The organism is Microcystis sp. 0824, from assembly GCF_003112475.1.
Lineage (GTDB): Bacteria > Cyanobacteriota > Cyanobacteriia > Cyanobacteriales > Microcystaceae > Microcystis > Microcystis aeruginosa_C.
In genome coordinates this window covers 95,951-112,044 of sequence record NZ_BDSM01000019.1, presented here as the reverse complement: position 1 = coordinate 112,044, position 16,094 = coordinate 95,951, and the positions used below count along the sequence as shown (strand labels likewise).

Annotated in this window: 13 protein-coding genes; 5 read left to right on the top strand and 8 right to left on the bottom strand. The window is 42.8% G+C overall.

Annotated elements, in window-relative coordinates; all coding sequences use genetic code 11:
* Positions 1–16: 16 nt before the first annotated feature.
* The 3 genes from N0824_RS07205 to hpsP form a co-directional block, all read right to left on the bottom strand.
* Positions 17–358 (bottom strand): hypothetical protein, encoded by a 342-nt coding sequence (locus tag N0824_RS07205; RefSeq protein WP_046660627.1) that lies wholly within the window; start codon positions 356–358, stop codon positions 17–19.
* A gap of 49 nt (positions 359–407) precedes the next feature.
* Positions 408–974, bottom strand: coding sequence for a hypothetical protein (locus tag N0824_RS07200; RefSeq protein ID WP_002784990.1), 567 nt, complete (start codon positions 972–974; stop codon positions 408–410).
* 476 nt (positions 975–1,450) lie between these two features.
* A complete protein-coding gene (hpsP, locus tag N0824_RS07195; RefSeq protein ID WP_108936264.1) occupies positions 1,451–2,611 on the bottom strand; it encodes a hormogonium polysaccharide biosynthesis glycosyltransferase HpsP in 1,161 nt (386 codons plus the stop codon).
* 79 nt (positions 2,612–2,690) lie between these two features.
* Here hpsP and N0824_RS07190 point away from each other — a divergent pair, with 79 nt between their 5' ends.
* Entirely contained in the window at positions 2,691–3,077 is a 387-nt protein-coding gene (locus N0824_RS07190) for a hypothetical protein (protein ID WP_002739650.1), read from the top strand.
* A 184-nt stretch (positions 3,078–3,261) separates the two neighbouring features.
* On the opposite strand, the gene N0824_RS07185 is transcribed toward N0824_RS07190, so the two are convergent.
* On the bottom strand, positions 3,262–4,020 hold the full coding sequence (locus N0824_RS07185; protein WP_108936263.1) for a GAF domain-containing protein: 759 nt from the start codon (positions 4,018–4,020) through the stop codon (positions 3,262–3,264).
* A gap of 237 nt (positions 4,021–4,257) precedes the next feature.
* Here N0824_RS07185 and lnt point away from each other — a divergent pair, with 237 nt between their 5' ends.
* Both lnt and N0824_RS07175 read left to right on the top strand, forming a co-directional pair.
* Complete coding sequence (gene lnt, locus N0824_RS07180) at positions 4,258–5,784, top strand: apolipoprotein N-acyltransferase (protein WP_108936262.1); 1,527 nt, start codon at positions 4,258–4,260, stop codon at positions 5,782–5,784.
* A gap of 60 nt (positions 5,785–5,844) precedes the next feature.
* Positions 5,845–6,087, top strand: coding sequence for a hypothetical protein (locus N0824_RS07175; protein WP_108936261.1), 243 nt, complete (start codon positions 5,845–5,847; stop codon positions 6,085–6,087).
* 373 nt (positions 6,088–6,460) lie between these two features.
* Here the strand turns inward: N0824_RS07175 and recQ are convergent, their stop codons facing one another.
* The 4 genes from recQ to N0824_RS07150 form a co-directional block, all read right to left on the bottom strand.
* On the bottom strand, positions 6,461–8,566 hold the full coding sequence (gene recQ / locus N0824_RS07165) for a DNA helicase RecQ (protein ID WP_108936260.1): 2,106 nt from the start codon (positions 8,564–8,566) through the stop codon (positions 6,461–6,463).
* 108 nt (positions 8,567–8,674) lie between these two features.
* On the bottom strand, positions 8,675–9,286 hold the full coding sequence (locus N0824_RS07160; protein ID WP_046660621.1) for a DUF3318 domain-containing protein: 612 nt from the start codon (positions 9,284–9,286) through the stop codon (positions 8,675–8,677).
* A gap of 325 nt (positions 9,287–9,611) precedes the next feature.
* Positions 9,612–10,781, bottom strand: a complete 1,170-nt coding sequence (locus N0824_RS07155) for an HhoA/HhoB/HtrA family serine endopeptidase (RefSeq protein ID WP_108936259.1) — start codon at positions 10,779–10,781, stop codon at positions 9,612–9,614.
* A 162-nt stretch (positions 10,782–10,943) separates the two neighbouring features.
* Positions 10,944–11,612, bottom strand: a complete 669-nt coding sequence (locus N0824_RS07150; RefSeq protein ID WP_108936258.1) for a hypothetical protein — start codon at positions 11,610–11,612, stop codon at positions 10,944–10,946.
* A 208-nt stretch (positions 11,613–11,820) separates the two neighbouring features.
* Here N0824_RS07150 and N0824_RS07145 point away from each other — a divergent pair, with 208 nt between their 5' ends.
* Entirely contained in the window at positions 11,821–13,941 is a 2,121-nt protein-coding gene (locus N0824_RS07145; protein WP_108936257.1) for a serine/threonine-protein kinase, read from the top strand.
* 576 nt (positions 13,942–14,517) lie between these two features.
* Positions 14,518–15,969, top strand: coding sequence for an Asp-tRNA(Asn)/Glu-tRNA(Gln) amidotransferase subunit GatA (gatA, locus tag N0824_RS07140; RefSeq protein WP_108936256.1), 1,452 nt, complete (start codon positions 14,518–14,520; stop codon positions 15,967–15,969).
* Positions 15,970–16,094 lie beyond the last annotated feature (125 nt).

The following is a 16,094-nucleotide window of genomic DNA, read 5'->3' as shown; positions in this document are numbered from 1 at the left end:
TTTGGTTTAGAAAAAATTAAAAATCGCCTCTGATATACTTTTCCGCAATGACTAAAACCTTATTGTCTCGGCAACTGAGAATAAATGCTTGATCACCGATATTAAATTGTTCTTCCCCTTCCGTTATCGCGACTATATCGATCAGACTATCTCCGACATTAACTCGCACTTTCCCCTTGCTATTTTTATCGAAGGGGATTTGAACAACTCCGATTAAACCGATGAGAGAGTGATAATCGACGATACTATTTACCTGTTGATTGAAGCGTCTTAACTTGACTAAAATTAGGAGTAGGATGGCTAAACCAATACCTACCCCTAAGGAAATTAAAACGATTGTGAGCAGTTGAGCATTCATAAGTTTAGTTATTTACCGTTATAGTTGCCCCCAATCTAATTAACGTTAACTAATTCGAGACTTCGGCCATTTCAATCACGCGATCAGCATTATCTTTGACCAAAAAATTTAAAGGTTTATTGCGACGAACTTTATACTTTAAGCGTCGTGATTCCACCCGCATTAGAATTTGTTCTAAACAATCGTGATCAAAACAAACGTGACGATGACGATCCTTATAACCTGCGGTTGCTCCAGCAACGATGTGCAGTTGGGTATTTTTCTTTAACTGATACCATAAACCCTGGGGTTGATCTCCCAAAGAAGGGTTGGCAGTAGTCACAGCCGGATTACTAGACATATAAAATGGGTCAATCATATTATTGCCCATCGTCTGCTCATAATTGTAATAGTAATGGAGGGGGACATCGGCCGTGGGCAAATTTAAAAGTCCTTCATAAAATTGTCGGGCTGTCTCCAAATCTGTCACCATGATTGTATGAACTTTTGGGGCGCTAGTTAGAAACATCCACATGGCTAAAGCATAAGCGGCCAGAAGCATAACCATAATCCCCTGGGTGGACAGGAGAGTATCAAGGGGTAGAAAAGCGCCGAAGAAAAGATGATTTATCAACACTGATGTGATCCTATTGCCTAAGAATTTCTATCATTCCCTAATTATAATCATGGCGCTGAAACTTAAGTTAAGTAGCTGGTTATAATTAAATTGAAGATAGATTTTGGGTTCGATCCCCCCTTAATCCCCCCTTGATAAGGGGGGATCCGATAGTTTTTAACACCTAACTACTTAGCTACTTAACAGGGTGGGGAGTGACCAAGTTCCGTACAGTTGTATTAAAATGCTCCCTATGGGATGAATAAATGATGAGATGATGACATTGGGGACGGAAATATGAGGAATTAGCGGAGATGAAAGCGTATATTGGAAATAGAGCCATCCCTAGAAAAGTGAGCCACTGTTATGAATTCTTTTGCGCTTCCCGTCTTTCTGCAATCAGGTTTAACCCTACTGGCATTTTTAGTGCTGATCATCCTCATGGCCTAAATCTTAATCTGTCTGTGACTTCGATCGAGCAGGGGACGATCGATAGCTCAGACTAGATTTTGATAGACAGTTAGCAGCTGTTCAGCGATCGCTGACCAACTATATTGATTTAAGACTAAATCCCTGGCATTTTTCCCCCGTTGTTGGCGAATTTCAGGATTAGTGATAGCCGTTGCCAAAGTATTAGTTAAATCCTCAAGCTGACAAGCTGTCACCCATCCCGCAGCCGCTGCCGTCACCGCAGGATGCAGATCCACCCGGTCCGAGATCACCACGGGAATTCCAGCAGCCATGGCTTCTGCCACTGCGATGCCAAAATTTTCATAGTAGGAAGGTAAAACAAATAAATCGGCCCTAGCGAGGAGGTTATTTTTTACTTCTCCAGTGACAAATCCGGTAATTGTCGTATTTTTGCCCAATATTGACCGCTCGATCTGATTTTTAATGCGATTTTCGTAGTCTCGGTCCTGGGGATTACCTCCTGCTAAGACAAAATGAAAATCTAGGCCTTTTTCTAACAACCTTTCTAAACTGGGCAGCAATAAATCTAGACCTTTTTTCGGGTCAAGACGGGACATATAGAGAATGATCGGTTTATTTTCGGGAAGAGCAAAACCCTTTACTGGTAAAGCTTGTGGGTCAAAAAAATCTACCCCTAGGGGGATGACAATATCCTTAGTTTTTATATTAAATCTTTCGGCAGTTTGACACTCCTGCTGACTGGTGAAATGAACTGCCGCCGCCGCCGCTAAATTGGGTTTTTCGAGAAAATTGGCATATATTTGTTTAAGTTGCCGCTTTTTTTGCAAATCTGCCGGATCGAGGGTGCCTAGGGGACGGAGAATATAGGGTAGTTGATGATAACGAGCTATCGAAGCCGATATACTGCTTACCGGGGAGAATAAAGCATGAATATGGGCGATATCGTAATCTTTTGCCCTATTTGCCAACCAAGTAAACAAATCAAGGGAAAATTTATAGCGCCGAAAGGGAGAACAGGGAAAATAATAGATTTGATAGCCATTTTGACTAACAGGGACCCCCAAAGGCACATCTAGGGGTGCTTGTCCCGTGTCACCATTGGAATCGGTGGTAATAATAGTCACATCCTGGCCCAGTTGTGCTAAGGCTGCTGACAAACCGAGTACCATTTGACTAGGGCCACCGTAAACAAGGGAAATCGAAGGAACAATCTGAAGAATTTTCATCTTTTTGGTACAAAGGCCAAGACTTGTTAAGATCGATCGAGCCGTTCGCTCAAATTTACCACTTCTGTGGCTCTCATTTATGGTAATCGACTTTCTGCCCTTCACTATCAATATTTCTCCGGCCTTTATTGCTGGTAGCTGTCTCTGGTCTTTAGCATTATATTTGGGGTTAGCTGGGGTACGAAATTGGTTTATAGAAATTTTCTATCGCTGGTTTAATTTTGCCGAGCGTTTCCTCTATACTTCCCTAGAGGAGTTTGAAAAAACTCGCGTCGCCAGGGAATCCCAAAATGCTTTTTATGCCTCTATCTTTAGTATTATTCCCTTTCTCATTCTCGGTGGTTTCTCCGATTGGTTAATTGAGATTAGTTTAGGAAAAAGTTGGCCGATTAGTGTCGGTATTCTCGCCTGTGTTGCCTCTGGTGTCTATGAATTAGGACGGCAGGATGGCAGCGGTAATCAGTAAATTAAGCTGTTAAATATCTCAATTACTTCTTAAGTAGTCGTGCAAAATAAATTTCCTAGTGAAGAAAGGCAAAAGGCAAAAGGCAAGAGGCAAGAGGTGGTTAGATATGTGTAATTAATTTTGCTTAGGTACTTAGGACTGTACGGGAGTGGCAAGTGAGTCGATTTTAACCCTTGACTAGCGCTCAATCTTTTCCTTCCAGACGATTTTTATGTTTATTAAGAGTCTTTTGTAGTAAATTCAAAACCTCATTAGCAATCTCAATAACTTGATGAGTTCCAAAACCGGCCTGAGTTAATTCTTTAAAAAAAGCCTTAGCGACAATTTTGGCTAATTTCGGGGGATAGGGATGGACAGCGATCGAATGTTCGCACTGAATTTCTGCTATTTCTCTAGTCACTGCCATAGTCACAAAACGAGATTTTAATATCCCTTGCAAATGAAAAATTTGCAGGGATTGGGCTGCCTGTTGAGCGAATAACTGCAAGATTTCTAAATCTAATGGTTCAAAATGTTTTTTGTCTAGGGGAAAACTGAGATTAATTACTCCGATTACCTGCTGATTGAGGATAATCGGCGCGGCCATAAAACTATTATTATTTGATCTTTTGGGATAACGGGCTGCACTAGCAAATGGCGATCGAGTGATATCCTTAATTAGTAAAGGTTTCCCTGTAGTCGCTACATTGTCGGCAATAGCTTGATCGAGTTTAATTATTTCTTGATCAGCCAAGGGTGATAGATCATCATAATGGGCAAAAACTTCTAGATAATCGGTAATTTCCCCTTTTAATTCCTGTGGAGAGCTTAACAGGATTGAACAGTGCTGCGCTCGCAATTGATGAGCGCTTGTATTAGCTATTTTCCGAAAAATATCTTCGAGATTTTCCTCAACATTCAAGACAAGAGCCAGAGTAGTTAATTTGGGGTTAAAATTATCCATGTATTCAATCACTTATTCAGTCCGAGTTTAGGCTTTTAGGGTGAGGGTGACATTCCCCATCTCCCTGTTTATCTGAGTCTATAGCTTGCCATAGCATCTGATCGAGGGGCTTTTTTACTCGCTAACTGATCTATTGTAGATGTGCTGAAAAACTTCTGTATGTCTCTTGTTTTTTGTCTTCCCTCTAGCTACTCTGATCTAGTAGGTCAGACGAGTTTAACCTGACTGGAGTGAAAGATGGTGCGTTTTCTCTGGGCAATTTTGGCCGGTGTGGGGATGGGGATAACAGTAGCGCCGGTTTCTTGGTGGTTACTCGCTTGGATTTCTCTCGTCCCCCTGTGGATGGTTGTGAGATTAGCGGAAAAATCCCTAAAAAAACAGCTTTTATACGGTTTTGGCTGGGGTTTTGCCTACCATGGTCTGGCTTTATTCTGGATCACGGGAATTCACCCGATGACGTGGATGGGTGTCCCTTGGTTAGCGAGTTTGTTAATTGCTCTGTTTTGTTGGTTGTTTATTACTTTTTGGGGAACTGCGATCGTGCTAACTTGGACGTTAGTCATGTTTTATGTCAACAAAAGTGTTAATCAGTCATCTTTTCGCGATGCTCTCCTACGGGTTTTCATCGGCACTGCCCTCTGGTGTGGGTTAGAATCTCTCTGGAGTCAATCCCCTCTCTGGTGGACTACCCTTGCTTATAGTCAAAGTCCCCATAATTTATTGATTCTGCAATTGGGAAAATTATCGGGTTTTACGACGATAACGGCGGCAATTGTGGCAGTTAACGGTTTAATCGCCGAAAGCTTGCTCCTAATCCGTCAGTCGCGGCAAAATCTCGCTTTTCTCTCTTTACCCCTCCTCATTTGTTTTAGCCTCCATCTCTGGGGATGGAATACATACCATAAACCGATCGAAAAGTCAAGGGATTTAGGGATAAAAATTGGCGTAATTCAGGGCAATATTCCCAACACGATTAAACTTTCGCCCCTAGGATTTCAAAAGGCGATCGAAGGTTACACCTCTGGTTATCAAATTCTCGCCGATCAAGGAGTAGATGCCGTCTTAACTCCTGAAACCGCCTTACCCTACTATTGGGAGAACTTAGTCAATAATAGCTCAATTTATTCGGCAATTTTAGCCAAAAAAACGCCGATCTGGTTAGGTGCATTCGGCAAGGTGGACAAGGGTTATAATAATAGTCTCTTGACCATTGATGGCGAGGGACAGGTAATTAGTCGGTATGATAAAGTAATTCTCGTGCCTTTAGGCGAATATGTTCCTTTTCAGGAAATTTTGGGCGGAATTGTTGATCGCCTTTCTCCCTTGCAAGCGCATTTAATCCAGGGAGATGCCGATCAAATTATTGACAGTCCTTTCGGTAAAATCATTGTGGGCATTTGTTACGAGTCGGCTTTTTCCGAACATTTTCGCCGTCAAACTGCTAGGGGAGGCGAATTTATTATTACTGCTTCTAATAACGCCCATTATAGCCACGCCATGCCCGCTCAACACCATGCTCAGGATACCATGCGAGCGATCGAAACCGATCGATGGATGGCCCGGGCCACCAATACAGGTTATTCTGCTTTTGTCGATCCCCACGGTAATCACCTTTGGCTATCGGATTTAGATAAATATCAAATCCATAGCGAAACAATTTATCGACGGGATACGAGGACTTTATATGTGCGCTGGGGAGATTGGTTAACTAAAGTTTTAATTATTACTGCCGGACTAGCTTGGCTCTGGAGAGCTTGGGATTAAGGTGACAGTGCTATACTTTTTCGTGAATAAACTGTATAAATAACCTAAGTTTTTGATGCAATGAAAGAGCAATTTGTCAAGTGGTTGAATAGAATCTTAATATTTGATGTGTTTTTAGTGATAGCGGGTTTTCTCTGGTTTGCCGTGGCTGTTATTGGTGAATCCACGGGAATTCCCCTAGGATTTAAACTTTTTCAGCGTCTTTGGCTGCCCCTATTCAATCCTGCTATTAGTATTTTAATTGCGGGGGCGATTTTCAGCTGGGCGATTAATAAAATTCAAGAACGCTTGTCCCCTAAATAGGGTCTGCTTAATTCAGTAAACAGTGATCAGTAAACAGTTATCAGTTCACTGTTTACTGGACGGCTACGCCGTGCCTTTGGCAACACTGAAAAAACTTCCCTACTTCCCCACTTCCCCACTTAATAATTCAGGTTCTTCCGAACTTACACTGTAGAAAAGTCCCCAAGCTCCCTCTCTGTCCAGCAATGTTCTAAAGTTGATAAATATCAATCTAACAAAAACTCAAAGCCTTATTGTACAAGCTTTACAAGCATAAGTTGTTGATAGTTTTGCATGACAGGTTCGGTAGAGCCATAATTCATAATTCATAATTCATAATTCATAATTTATAATTCATAATTCATAATTTATAATTCCCCCTCTCCTATAGCTTTTAAAGTCGTCTTTGCCAAGCAACAACTAATTTAATTTCCTCATAACTATAATTATCTCCCAGATTTTCCTTGAGAGTTTTCAGAGATTGATCGCCCACTTTTTTGATCGCTAAACGAATATATTCCTGTTTATTTTTAGAGACTAACTGATTAATATCAATTTCGTAACCCGCTTCTAGCAATTTAGCTAAATGTTCATAGATGGTTGAGACTTTTAAGCTTCTTTTGCGAGCGATTTCTTCCGCATTCAAACCATCTTGATAGTATTGGAGAGTCAGGAATTGAGTAGAGGGAAGACTATCCTGACAAAAATCATTAATTGCCGCTATAAATATATCCCCATACTGTTGGACTTTGCTGTGTACTACTCCAGAAATTTGACGAAACTCCCCTAAACTCCGGGGTTTTGATTGGGCCATCAAACGCAGACTAGAATCATGGAAAATAACGTAGGGAGGAACCCCTTGACTATCGGCAATTTTTTTCCGCAGTTGCCGCAAGCGCTCGAATAATAAATCACTTTCCACCATATTGGGATTGTCGTCTCCCAAGATTGGACCGTTAGCTTTTTGGGGGACGGCAATAAAGACGGAACGTTGTTTCCGCATCACTTCCCAACTGTGTTGATTAAGTTTCAAGATTCTAAAATCGTCTTCAGTTTCTACTAATAGATTTTGCTGGACAAGGGAACGACTTAAACGTTTCCACTCCCCGAGAGTTTTATCCTTACCGATGCCATAAGTGGATAATAAATGATGTTGATATTGGGTGATTCTTTCGCCTTTTCCTCCCCTGAGTACGTTGATTATGTGCATCATACCGAATTTTTGTCCCGTCCGCGCCACACAGGATAAAAATTTTTGTGCCTCGATTGTCCAATCCTCAGAATTGTTCCCATTCCGACAGTTATCACAGTTACCACAGTTACCCGCAAAACTTTCTCCAAAGTAACCTAGTACACTAGATCTTCTGCATTCAGTCCCTTCGGCATAATCTAACACCTGTCGCAATTGTTGACGGGCTTTCTGTTGTTCATTTTGCTCGGTTTTTTGGTTAATAAAATACTCAATCTTTCTGGCATCGGCAAAGCTAAAAAAGAGGGTACATTTAGCTGGTTCTCCGTCCCTACCGGCGCGGCCAGATTCTTGATAATATCCCTCTAAATTGCGGGGTAAATCGTAATGAACGACAAAGCGTACATCCGGTTTATTAATCCCCATACCGAAGGCAATTGTCGCCACCATAATCTGCACATCATCCCGAATAAAACGGGTTTGATTTTCGCTTCTTTCCCGATCATCCATACCGGCGTGATAAGGTAGGGCATTAATACCATCTTTTTGTAACTGTTCGGCAACTTGATCGACGGTTTTGCGGCTGATACAATAAACAATGCCAGACCCTTTTTGTCCTTTAATATATTGATACAATTGCTGATAAGATTTACTGTTTTTAGGTCGAACTTCATAATAAAGATTAGGACGATTAAAACTAGCAATATGAATGGAAGTATCTCGCAATCCTAATTGTTGGATAATATCTTCCCTCACCTGTTGGGTAGCGGTGGCAGTTAAAGCCAGAATTGGCACGGAGGGAAAGCGTTGACGGACTTGTTTAATTTGTCGATATTCAGGGCGGAAATCATGACCCCAATCGGAGACACAGTGTGCCTCATCCACTGCTAAACAGGCTAAACCGAGGTAATTATCAATAACAGCTAAAAAGTCTAAAAAACTAGGCGATAATAATCTTTCTGGGGCAACATATAACAGTTTAATTTTTCCTTGCAGGATTAAAGATTCTCTGTCTCTAACTTGTTTAGCGTTTAAAGTGCTATTGAGAAATGTTGCCCCGATACCATTATCAGCTAAAGCAGTTACTTGATCCTGCATTAAAGCAATTAAGGGAGAAACCACCACCGTCACCCCTTTTTTGATTAAAGCAGGTAGCTGAAAACAGAGAGATTTACCGCCTCCGGTGGGCATAATTACTAATAAATCCTGATTATTTAAAGCAGCCTCAATTATTTGGCGTTGATTCGGTCGAAATTGATCGTAGCCAAAGTAATATTTTAAGGCTTTTTCTAAAGAGTCAATCACAGCCATTGAGCAAGGAGAAAAATATTTTTATAGTAGTTATTTTAGGGTTAGGGATTTAAGTAATCAGTGATCGGTAATCGGTAAAAAGAAAGCTGATAGCCAAAACAACTGACTTTAAGATTGTCTCACCTGATCGGGAACACCAACAAAGGAGAGATTGGCTAATTTTTTCAGATTTTGACAGCGCAATAACTCGTTAAAATTGAGACTCGATCGCCCTTCAATTTCGGCTATAGTCTCAATAGCTGATAATAAACTTTTGGCGGCCTCGGTTTCCGTGTAACCGCGTCTAACGGCCACTTTTAGGGCTGCTTCATCCGCGTCTAATTCCCGTTGGGGGCTGCGTTTTTCCCGCCAAATCCGGTTAATTGCCAAGGCAGTTAAACCCCCAGCCACTGCCATACCGACAGCATCGGTTTGCAGAGTTTCCACGGTTAAACCGATCATACCAGCCAGAGCAATTGCTCGATCGATATCGGGTTTAAACCATTTTACTGCCGTTAAAACAGAGACAGCCCTTAACAAGACTAAATCCCGTTGGGATCTTGATAATTGCCGCCAGAGGTCAAAATTAATTGGAATCGGTCTGACTCCTCTTTGCCAGGGCAGGGGAAAATTAGTTTCGATTACCTTGGGGCTTTCGGGTTTGCTGACAATGCGCGTCATCATCCTTCCCGAAGCGGGCATGAGGTCTAGTAAATGACTAATCTCGTTGTCTTGGTTCATCGATCACCAGCCAATAGTCTTCAATCATTGAGTATAATCGCTTTCTGAGTTAAGTAGGTAGGCGTTAAAAATTACCAGACACCCCCCTTATCAAGGCTATCCATTAGTCGGATCTTTCTTAACAAAAAGAGAAGAAACTTAAAAAAAAGGGAAACGATTAATAGGTATAGTTTTGAAAGAAGGAATTAACCTCAGTTCGGGATAAGCTAAAACCCTGATGCTACCGTAGCCTGAAACTCCTATTCTTTCGTGGAAGCTATGGCAAAATTCCCTTAAACCGAACTGGCGTTAAACTGAAAACTTACATCTGATAACTGATTACTGATTACTGATTCGACATTTGGGCGGTGATTACGGTGAGATCGATCGCCCTTTCGCCCCTTCTGATTCTTAGGGGTAAAGATTGACCGATCCCAGTTTTTTCCACCATTTCCTGTAACTGAGCGCCATCGCTAACCGGTTGATTATTAGCTTTGACAATCACATCCCCGCGACGGATGCCGGCTTTTTCGGCGGGGGTATTGGGTAGGACTTTCACCACCAAAATTCCCGACACTTCCGGGACGATCATGGCAGAATTGGGGTTTTGATTATTAGCCCGGGCTAAATCGGGAGTTAGATTAACCATCTGCACACCGATATAGGGATGGGCCACCTTTTGACCTGATTCTAGGGTCGCTTGTAACTGCTTGGCCCGGTCGATGGGAATGGCAAAACCGATGCCCATGGCATCAGCACGAATCGCCGTATTGATGCCGATGACTTCTCCTTGGGCGTTGAGTAAAGGACCGCCGGAATTACCCGGGTTAATAGCGGCATCAGTTTGGATAAAATCAATGCGTTTATCGGGAATACCCGCCTTAGCCGCCGAGCGCCCGATCGTGCTAATAATTCCTAAAGTTACCGTATTATCTAGACCGACGGGATTGCCTACTGCGATCGCCCAATCCCCCACTTGTATGGATGCGGAATTGCCGAGGACGGCTACAGGTAATTTTTCCCCTTGGGGATTAATTTTCACTACGGCTAAATCAGTGATCTCATCAGTACCGCGTACTTCTCCTTTGAAGCTACGACCATCTTTTAGAGTTACCGTTACCTTATCGGCATTATCGACCACATGGGCATTAGTTAAGATTAAACCACTGCCATCGATAATAAAACCCGATCCCTGGCCCGCCACTCGCTGCTGGGTGGGAACACGAAACTGTTCCCCAAAAAACTCCTGAAAAAAAGGATCATCAAAAAAGGGGCTATTGGGACGAGTAATGATCGCTTCGGTGTCAATTCGCACCACTGCCGCACCCGTGCGGGCCACTGCCTTAGCGACAAAACTTTCCGCCGTCATCTCCGGGGGGATTCTGGCCAGATCGGTGGCAGCAGTGGGCAGATTTTGAGCATTTACCGCCGCTAAACTGCTAAAACCGAGCATAACTCCCAGAAAAGTTGCCAAAGCGTGGGTAATAGTTCGCCGTAACCCTGTAGGAAGTTTCATACTTTGATCTCTGATTCTGATGTTTTGACTGTTTCTGTCTATTGGTTGACAGACGGACTATTAAAAATCTAACAAATCGATCGCTCCGTTTAAATCCAGAAATAACCAATGAGTTGACACCAAATCCGTCTGCTGGCGGATTTGGTTAAGGTTTGCCGTTTACTAATCTCTAATCACTAGGGGCGATTGCAGGGTAATATTTAAATCTCGATCGGGGTTAACAGAGTATAACTGCACGGAACTACCACCGACAATTCCCGCCGTCGGTAAACCCCATCCTGCAAAGGTTCCCACGGCTGCCCCCGCTAAAACGTCGAGAACTTCAATCTTGCGATCGCCCGTAAGAGCAGCGATCGCTGTGGCTGCCCCCGCACCGGCGACGGTTCCCGCTAAGATATCTTGAGTTTTTGCCCCTTTACGCACGGTTTCAGTGGTAGTAATTAATCGCGAAGTGCCATTGAGGGGAATGGTGCGATTACCCCCATCGAGGGCAATTTCATCGGCAATAAAGCGCACACCTTGGCCCACCGCTTGTAAAGTACCCTTGACTTCACTTCCCGCTGCAATCACCACACTCCCATTCCGGTTACGAATATCTCTGGCTACGGTTAAAGTCAGAGGAATAACATCACTTTTAGAAACTAAAATTTTATCGGCTTTCTCGTAATTCAAAGGGATAACTGTTCCCGCCGGAATCGAGATTTGTTGAGCGATGAGACGTGGCCGATTAATATTACTTTGAGCGAGGACGGGAAAAGTGCCGGACATCGACCCCATGAGCAGGGTAATCAGTAAAGCTGTGCTGGCTCTAGTAACAGGATTGATAGACATAGCGGTTATCCTCTCAAAAAACAACAGTGAACTTTCTCTATTTCTAGATTATTTTCTTCTGCCTGTCATGTCAGTCCCCTCCACAGGGAATTTTTTCCCTCTCTATAGGGAAAAAAGTAGAATGGCAGAATTTACCCATTTTGTCCAGCGACCGCAAAAGAGAGCCGAAAAGCCTAGAATAGTAAAAAACCTTGGATTGCCATCGTCTATGGAACTCGCTGCCGGAAAAATCCTTAGTCATCGCTACCAAATTATCCGTCAATTGGGAAAAGGGGGATTCGGACAGACTTTCTTGGCCTGCGATCGCCAGTTACCCAATCAAAATCGCTGTGTGATCAAACAATTTCAACCCCAGTGCCGGAATGCCGAAACTGTAGCCATCGCTAGACGACTGTTTGAAACCGAGGCGAAAATCCTGCAAGAATTGGGCAATCATCGCCATATTCCTCGTTTATTTGCTTATTTTGAGGAAAATGGGCAATTTTTCCTCGTGCAAGAATACATTGAAGGGGAAGATTTAGCCACAGAAATTACTGCCGGTGTCTATAGGCAAAATGAAGAGAAAGTAGTGGCTTTATTAACAGAAATTCTCTCAATTCTCGAATTTGTCCATCAGAAACAGGTGATCCATCGCGATGTTAATCCCTTCAATCTTATTCGTCGTCGTCAAGATGATCAATTGGTTTTAATTGATTTTGGCGCTGTCAAACAAATTAGCACTCAAGTAGTTCAAGAAGGTAAAACCGTTTCTACAGTCGCTATCGGTACCCCCGGTTATTTCCCCAGTGAACAGGCCCAAGGTTATCCCCGTTTTAGTAGCGATATCTACGCCACTGGTATGATTGGATTACAAGCTTTAACTGGTAAAGCTCCCGAAGATATTCCATTGGATTCTCGCACGGGGGAAATTCTCTGGCAACATTTGGCCATGACTAGCGCCGAGTTTAGTGATGTTATTGATCGCATGATCCGCTATGATTTTCGTCAGCGTTATACCAGTGCCAGTGAAGCATTAATCGCTCTGATAAAATTAGGGAAAATTCATCATCTCGCTCCGAAAACTACCTATGTGAAACCTCAAGGTCAAGTTGCTCGTCAAGGGAAATCTTGGCTAACAAAAATCTTGTTTGTATCGGGGACAATTGGTTTAATAGCTGGTGCTTATCTGGGTTTTGACTATTGGCAAAATTCTCGTAATTCTCTTGGTTACTATCAACAAGGTCAGACTTTTTATCAACTCAAACGTTATACCGATGCCCTTAATTCCTATGGTCAAGCCTTAAAAATTAATCCCGATTACCTTGAGGCATTGCAAGGACAAGCTGATGCTTTATTGGCTTTAAAAAGATACTCGGAAGCTTTAAATACCTACGAAAAAGCTATTCAAATTAACCCAGATTCCGCTTGGCAAGCTTGGCTCGGTCGCGGGGAAGCTTTAGATAAATTAGATAAAAATCAGGAGGCTTTAGAAAGTTTTGAGCGGGTGTTATCTCTTAATCCTGCTGCTAGTCAAGCTTGGCAAGGTAAAGCCGATATTTATCTAGAACTGCAACAATATTCCGCCGCCCAAAAAGCTCTTGAAAAATTGTTAACTTTTCAACAAAATGATGCAAAAATATGGTATAAAAAAGGCTGGTCATTACAAAATCTTGAGGATTATGAAGGGGCAGTTAAAGCCTACGATCAGGCTCTAGCGATCGAGTCAGATAATGCCTTAATTTGGTATCAAAAAGGTAATAGTTTGTATCAATTAAATAGAATTAATGATGCTTTAGAAAGTTATAGCAAAGCCGGACAATTTAATCCCCAATTTTCCCAAGCTCACTATAGTCAAGGGATTATTCTACAAAAATTAGGCCGCAATTCAGAAGCTTTGGAGGCATTTACGCAAGCAACTGAAGCCAATTCTAATTATTATCAAGCTTGGTTAAATCAAGGAGCATTACTTCATCAAATGGAAAGATTTCAAGAAGCGATCGCATCCTACGAAAAAGCTCGCCGCATTTCTTCCCAAAAAGCCGAAGTTTTTATCGGTATCGGTAACGCTTGGTATCGTTTAGGCGACCATTCCCAAGCCATAACCGCCTATCAACAGGCGATTCAAAGACAAAAAGATAACCCCGAAACCTGGAAAAGTTTAGGCAATAGTTGCTTTAAACTCGGTCAATACGAGCGAGCGATTCAAGCTTATCAAGAATCACTTCGTTATCGTTCCAATGACCAAGAAGTGCAAACACAAAAACAACTGGCAGAAACTCGCTGGCAAGAACTTCAGCAATCTCTCCAAAACCAAACCCTGAAAGTGGATAGGGAGGAACCTGTTCCCTAACTTCCGCTCTTTTTCGGGAGCTTTATCGCTTTTTACCAGTATTTCTCGGCCATAATTCCCGTCCTTGATAAAACTGTTTTTTCAGTTCTCCCAAGTGCCAATAAGCTCCCACCATATCTTTTTGTCTCCCTTTTCGTCTATAACCACCATTATTTCTTCCCCATCGACCAGATTTAGAATTAATACCAAATCTGGTTATATCTGAAATTAGTCCCAGATGTAGATACTTAAAATATGCAAATGTTCTAACCTCTAGAAATAAGTTTCTATAGTTGTCGCGGTAGTCATTAATTAATTTAAACGTTGATTAGGGTGGGTTTGGCTTAACCATAGAACACCTCTCAATTTCGGGCTATATATCTTAATTCTATCTTCCCCAGAGTTCTAGAAGAGCCGTTAATCGTAGTCTAAATTATCCAATTGCCAGAGCTTAAAAGTCATAACTCTAGTTTTCCTCCCAGGCATTCCCTTAATTTTAGGGGATTAGCTGACCGACAGCCAAACTGACGCTAAAATAGTCTTTGCTGTCCGGGGTTGTTGCTTGCTCCTGACGGTAGTTGTAACCGGTAACTGAACATGACTTCGATTCGTCAACTGCATCAACAACTCGTCAATAAAGAAAAAACAGCCGTCGAAATCGCCACAGAATTTCTCGCTCGTATTCAAGCGCTCGAACCACAAGTAAAAAGCTTTCTCCATTTAACCCCAGATTTAGCCCTCGCACAAGCCCGAAAAGTGGACGAGAAAATCGCCAGGGGTGAATCTCTGCATCCCTTGGCAGGTATTCCCATCGCAATAAAAGATAATCTCTGCACCAAGGGTATCCCCACCACCTGCGCTTCCCGGATTTTAGAGAATTTTGTCCCCCCCTACGAGTCCACCGTTACCCAAAAATTACGGGATTTAGGAGCAGTTATCGTCGGTAAAACCAATTTAGACGAGTTTGCCATGGGGAGTTCCACCGAAAACTCCGGTTATCACGTTACTGCTAATCCTTGGGACTTATCCCGGGTGCCGGGGGGATCTTCGGGGGGTTCGGCTGCGGCTGTGGCCGCTCAAGAATGCGTGGTGGCCCTAGGATCGGATACCGGTGGCTCAATTCGTCAACCAGCTTCATTTTGTGGAGTTGTCGGGCTAAAACCGACCTATGGCTTAGTTTCTCGCTTTGGTTTAGTGGCTTACGCTTCTTCTCTCGATCAGATCGGTCCCTTTGGTCGTACCGTAGAAGATGCGGCGATTTTATTACAAGCGATCGCAGGTTACGATCCCCAAGATTCTACCAGTCTCAATCTGCCGATTCCCGACTATAGCCAATTCCTGAAAACCAGTTTAAAAGGGTTAAAAATTGGCGTAATTAAGGAAACTTTCGGGGAAGGTTTGGATCAGGTGGTTGCTGAGGCAGTTAATCAAGCTTTAGAGCAGTTAAAGGCTCTCGGTGCTACGATTAAAGAGATTTCCTGTCCCCGTTTCCGTTACGGATTGCCCACCTACTACATTATCGCCCCCTCGGAAGCATCGGCGAATTTAGCCCGTTACGATGGGGTTAAATACGGTATTCGGGAAGATGCCGATAGTTTGATTGATATGTACACCAAGACTCGCGCCAAGGGTTTTGGTGCGGAAGTTAAGCGCCGGATTATGTTGGGAACCTATACCCTCTCGGCGGGTTATTATGATGCTTATTACCTGAAAGCACAAAAAGTCAGGACTTTGATCAAAGAGGATTTCGATCGAGCTTTTCAATCGGTAGATGTGTTAGTTTCTCCCACTTCACCGACCACAGCTTTTAAAGCTGGGGAAAAAACGGCGGACCCTCTGAGTATGTATTTATCGGATTTAATGACTATTCCCGTCAATTTAGCCGGTTTACCCGGGTTAAGTCTTCCCTGCGGTTTTGATGGGCAAGGTTTGCCAATTGGTTTACAATTAGTCGGTAATGTGCTACGCGAAGATCAGTTATTTCACGTCGCCCACGCCTACGAACAATCCACCGATTGGCATAAACGTCAACCATCTTTTACAAATTGATACAATTGCCGGTGGCTATCTTTTGCCGGTAGCCATCAAGTAAAAATCGGCAACAATGAAAATTTCTCAAGCTTTCTTTTAATTGGGGATAAGTTACCGAAAAAGCTTTTACTTCGTCATCCCAA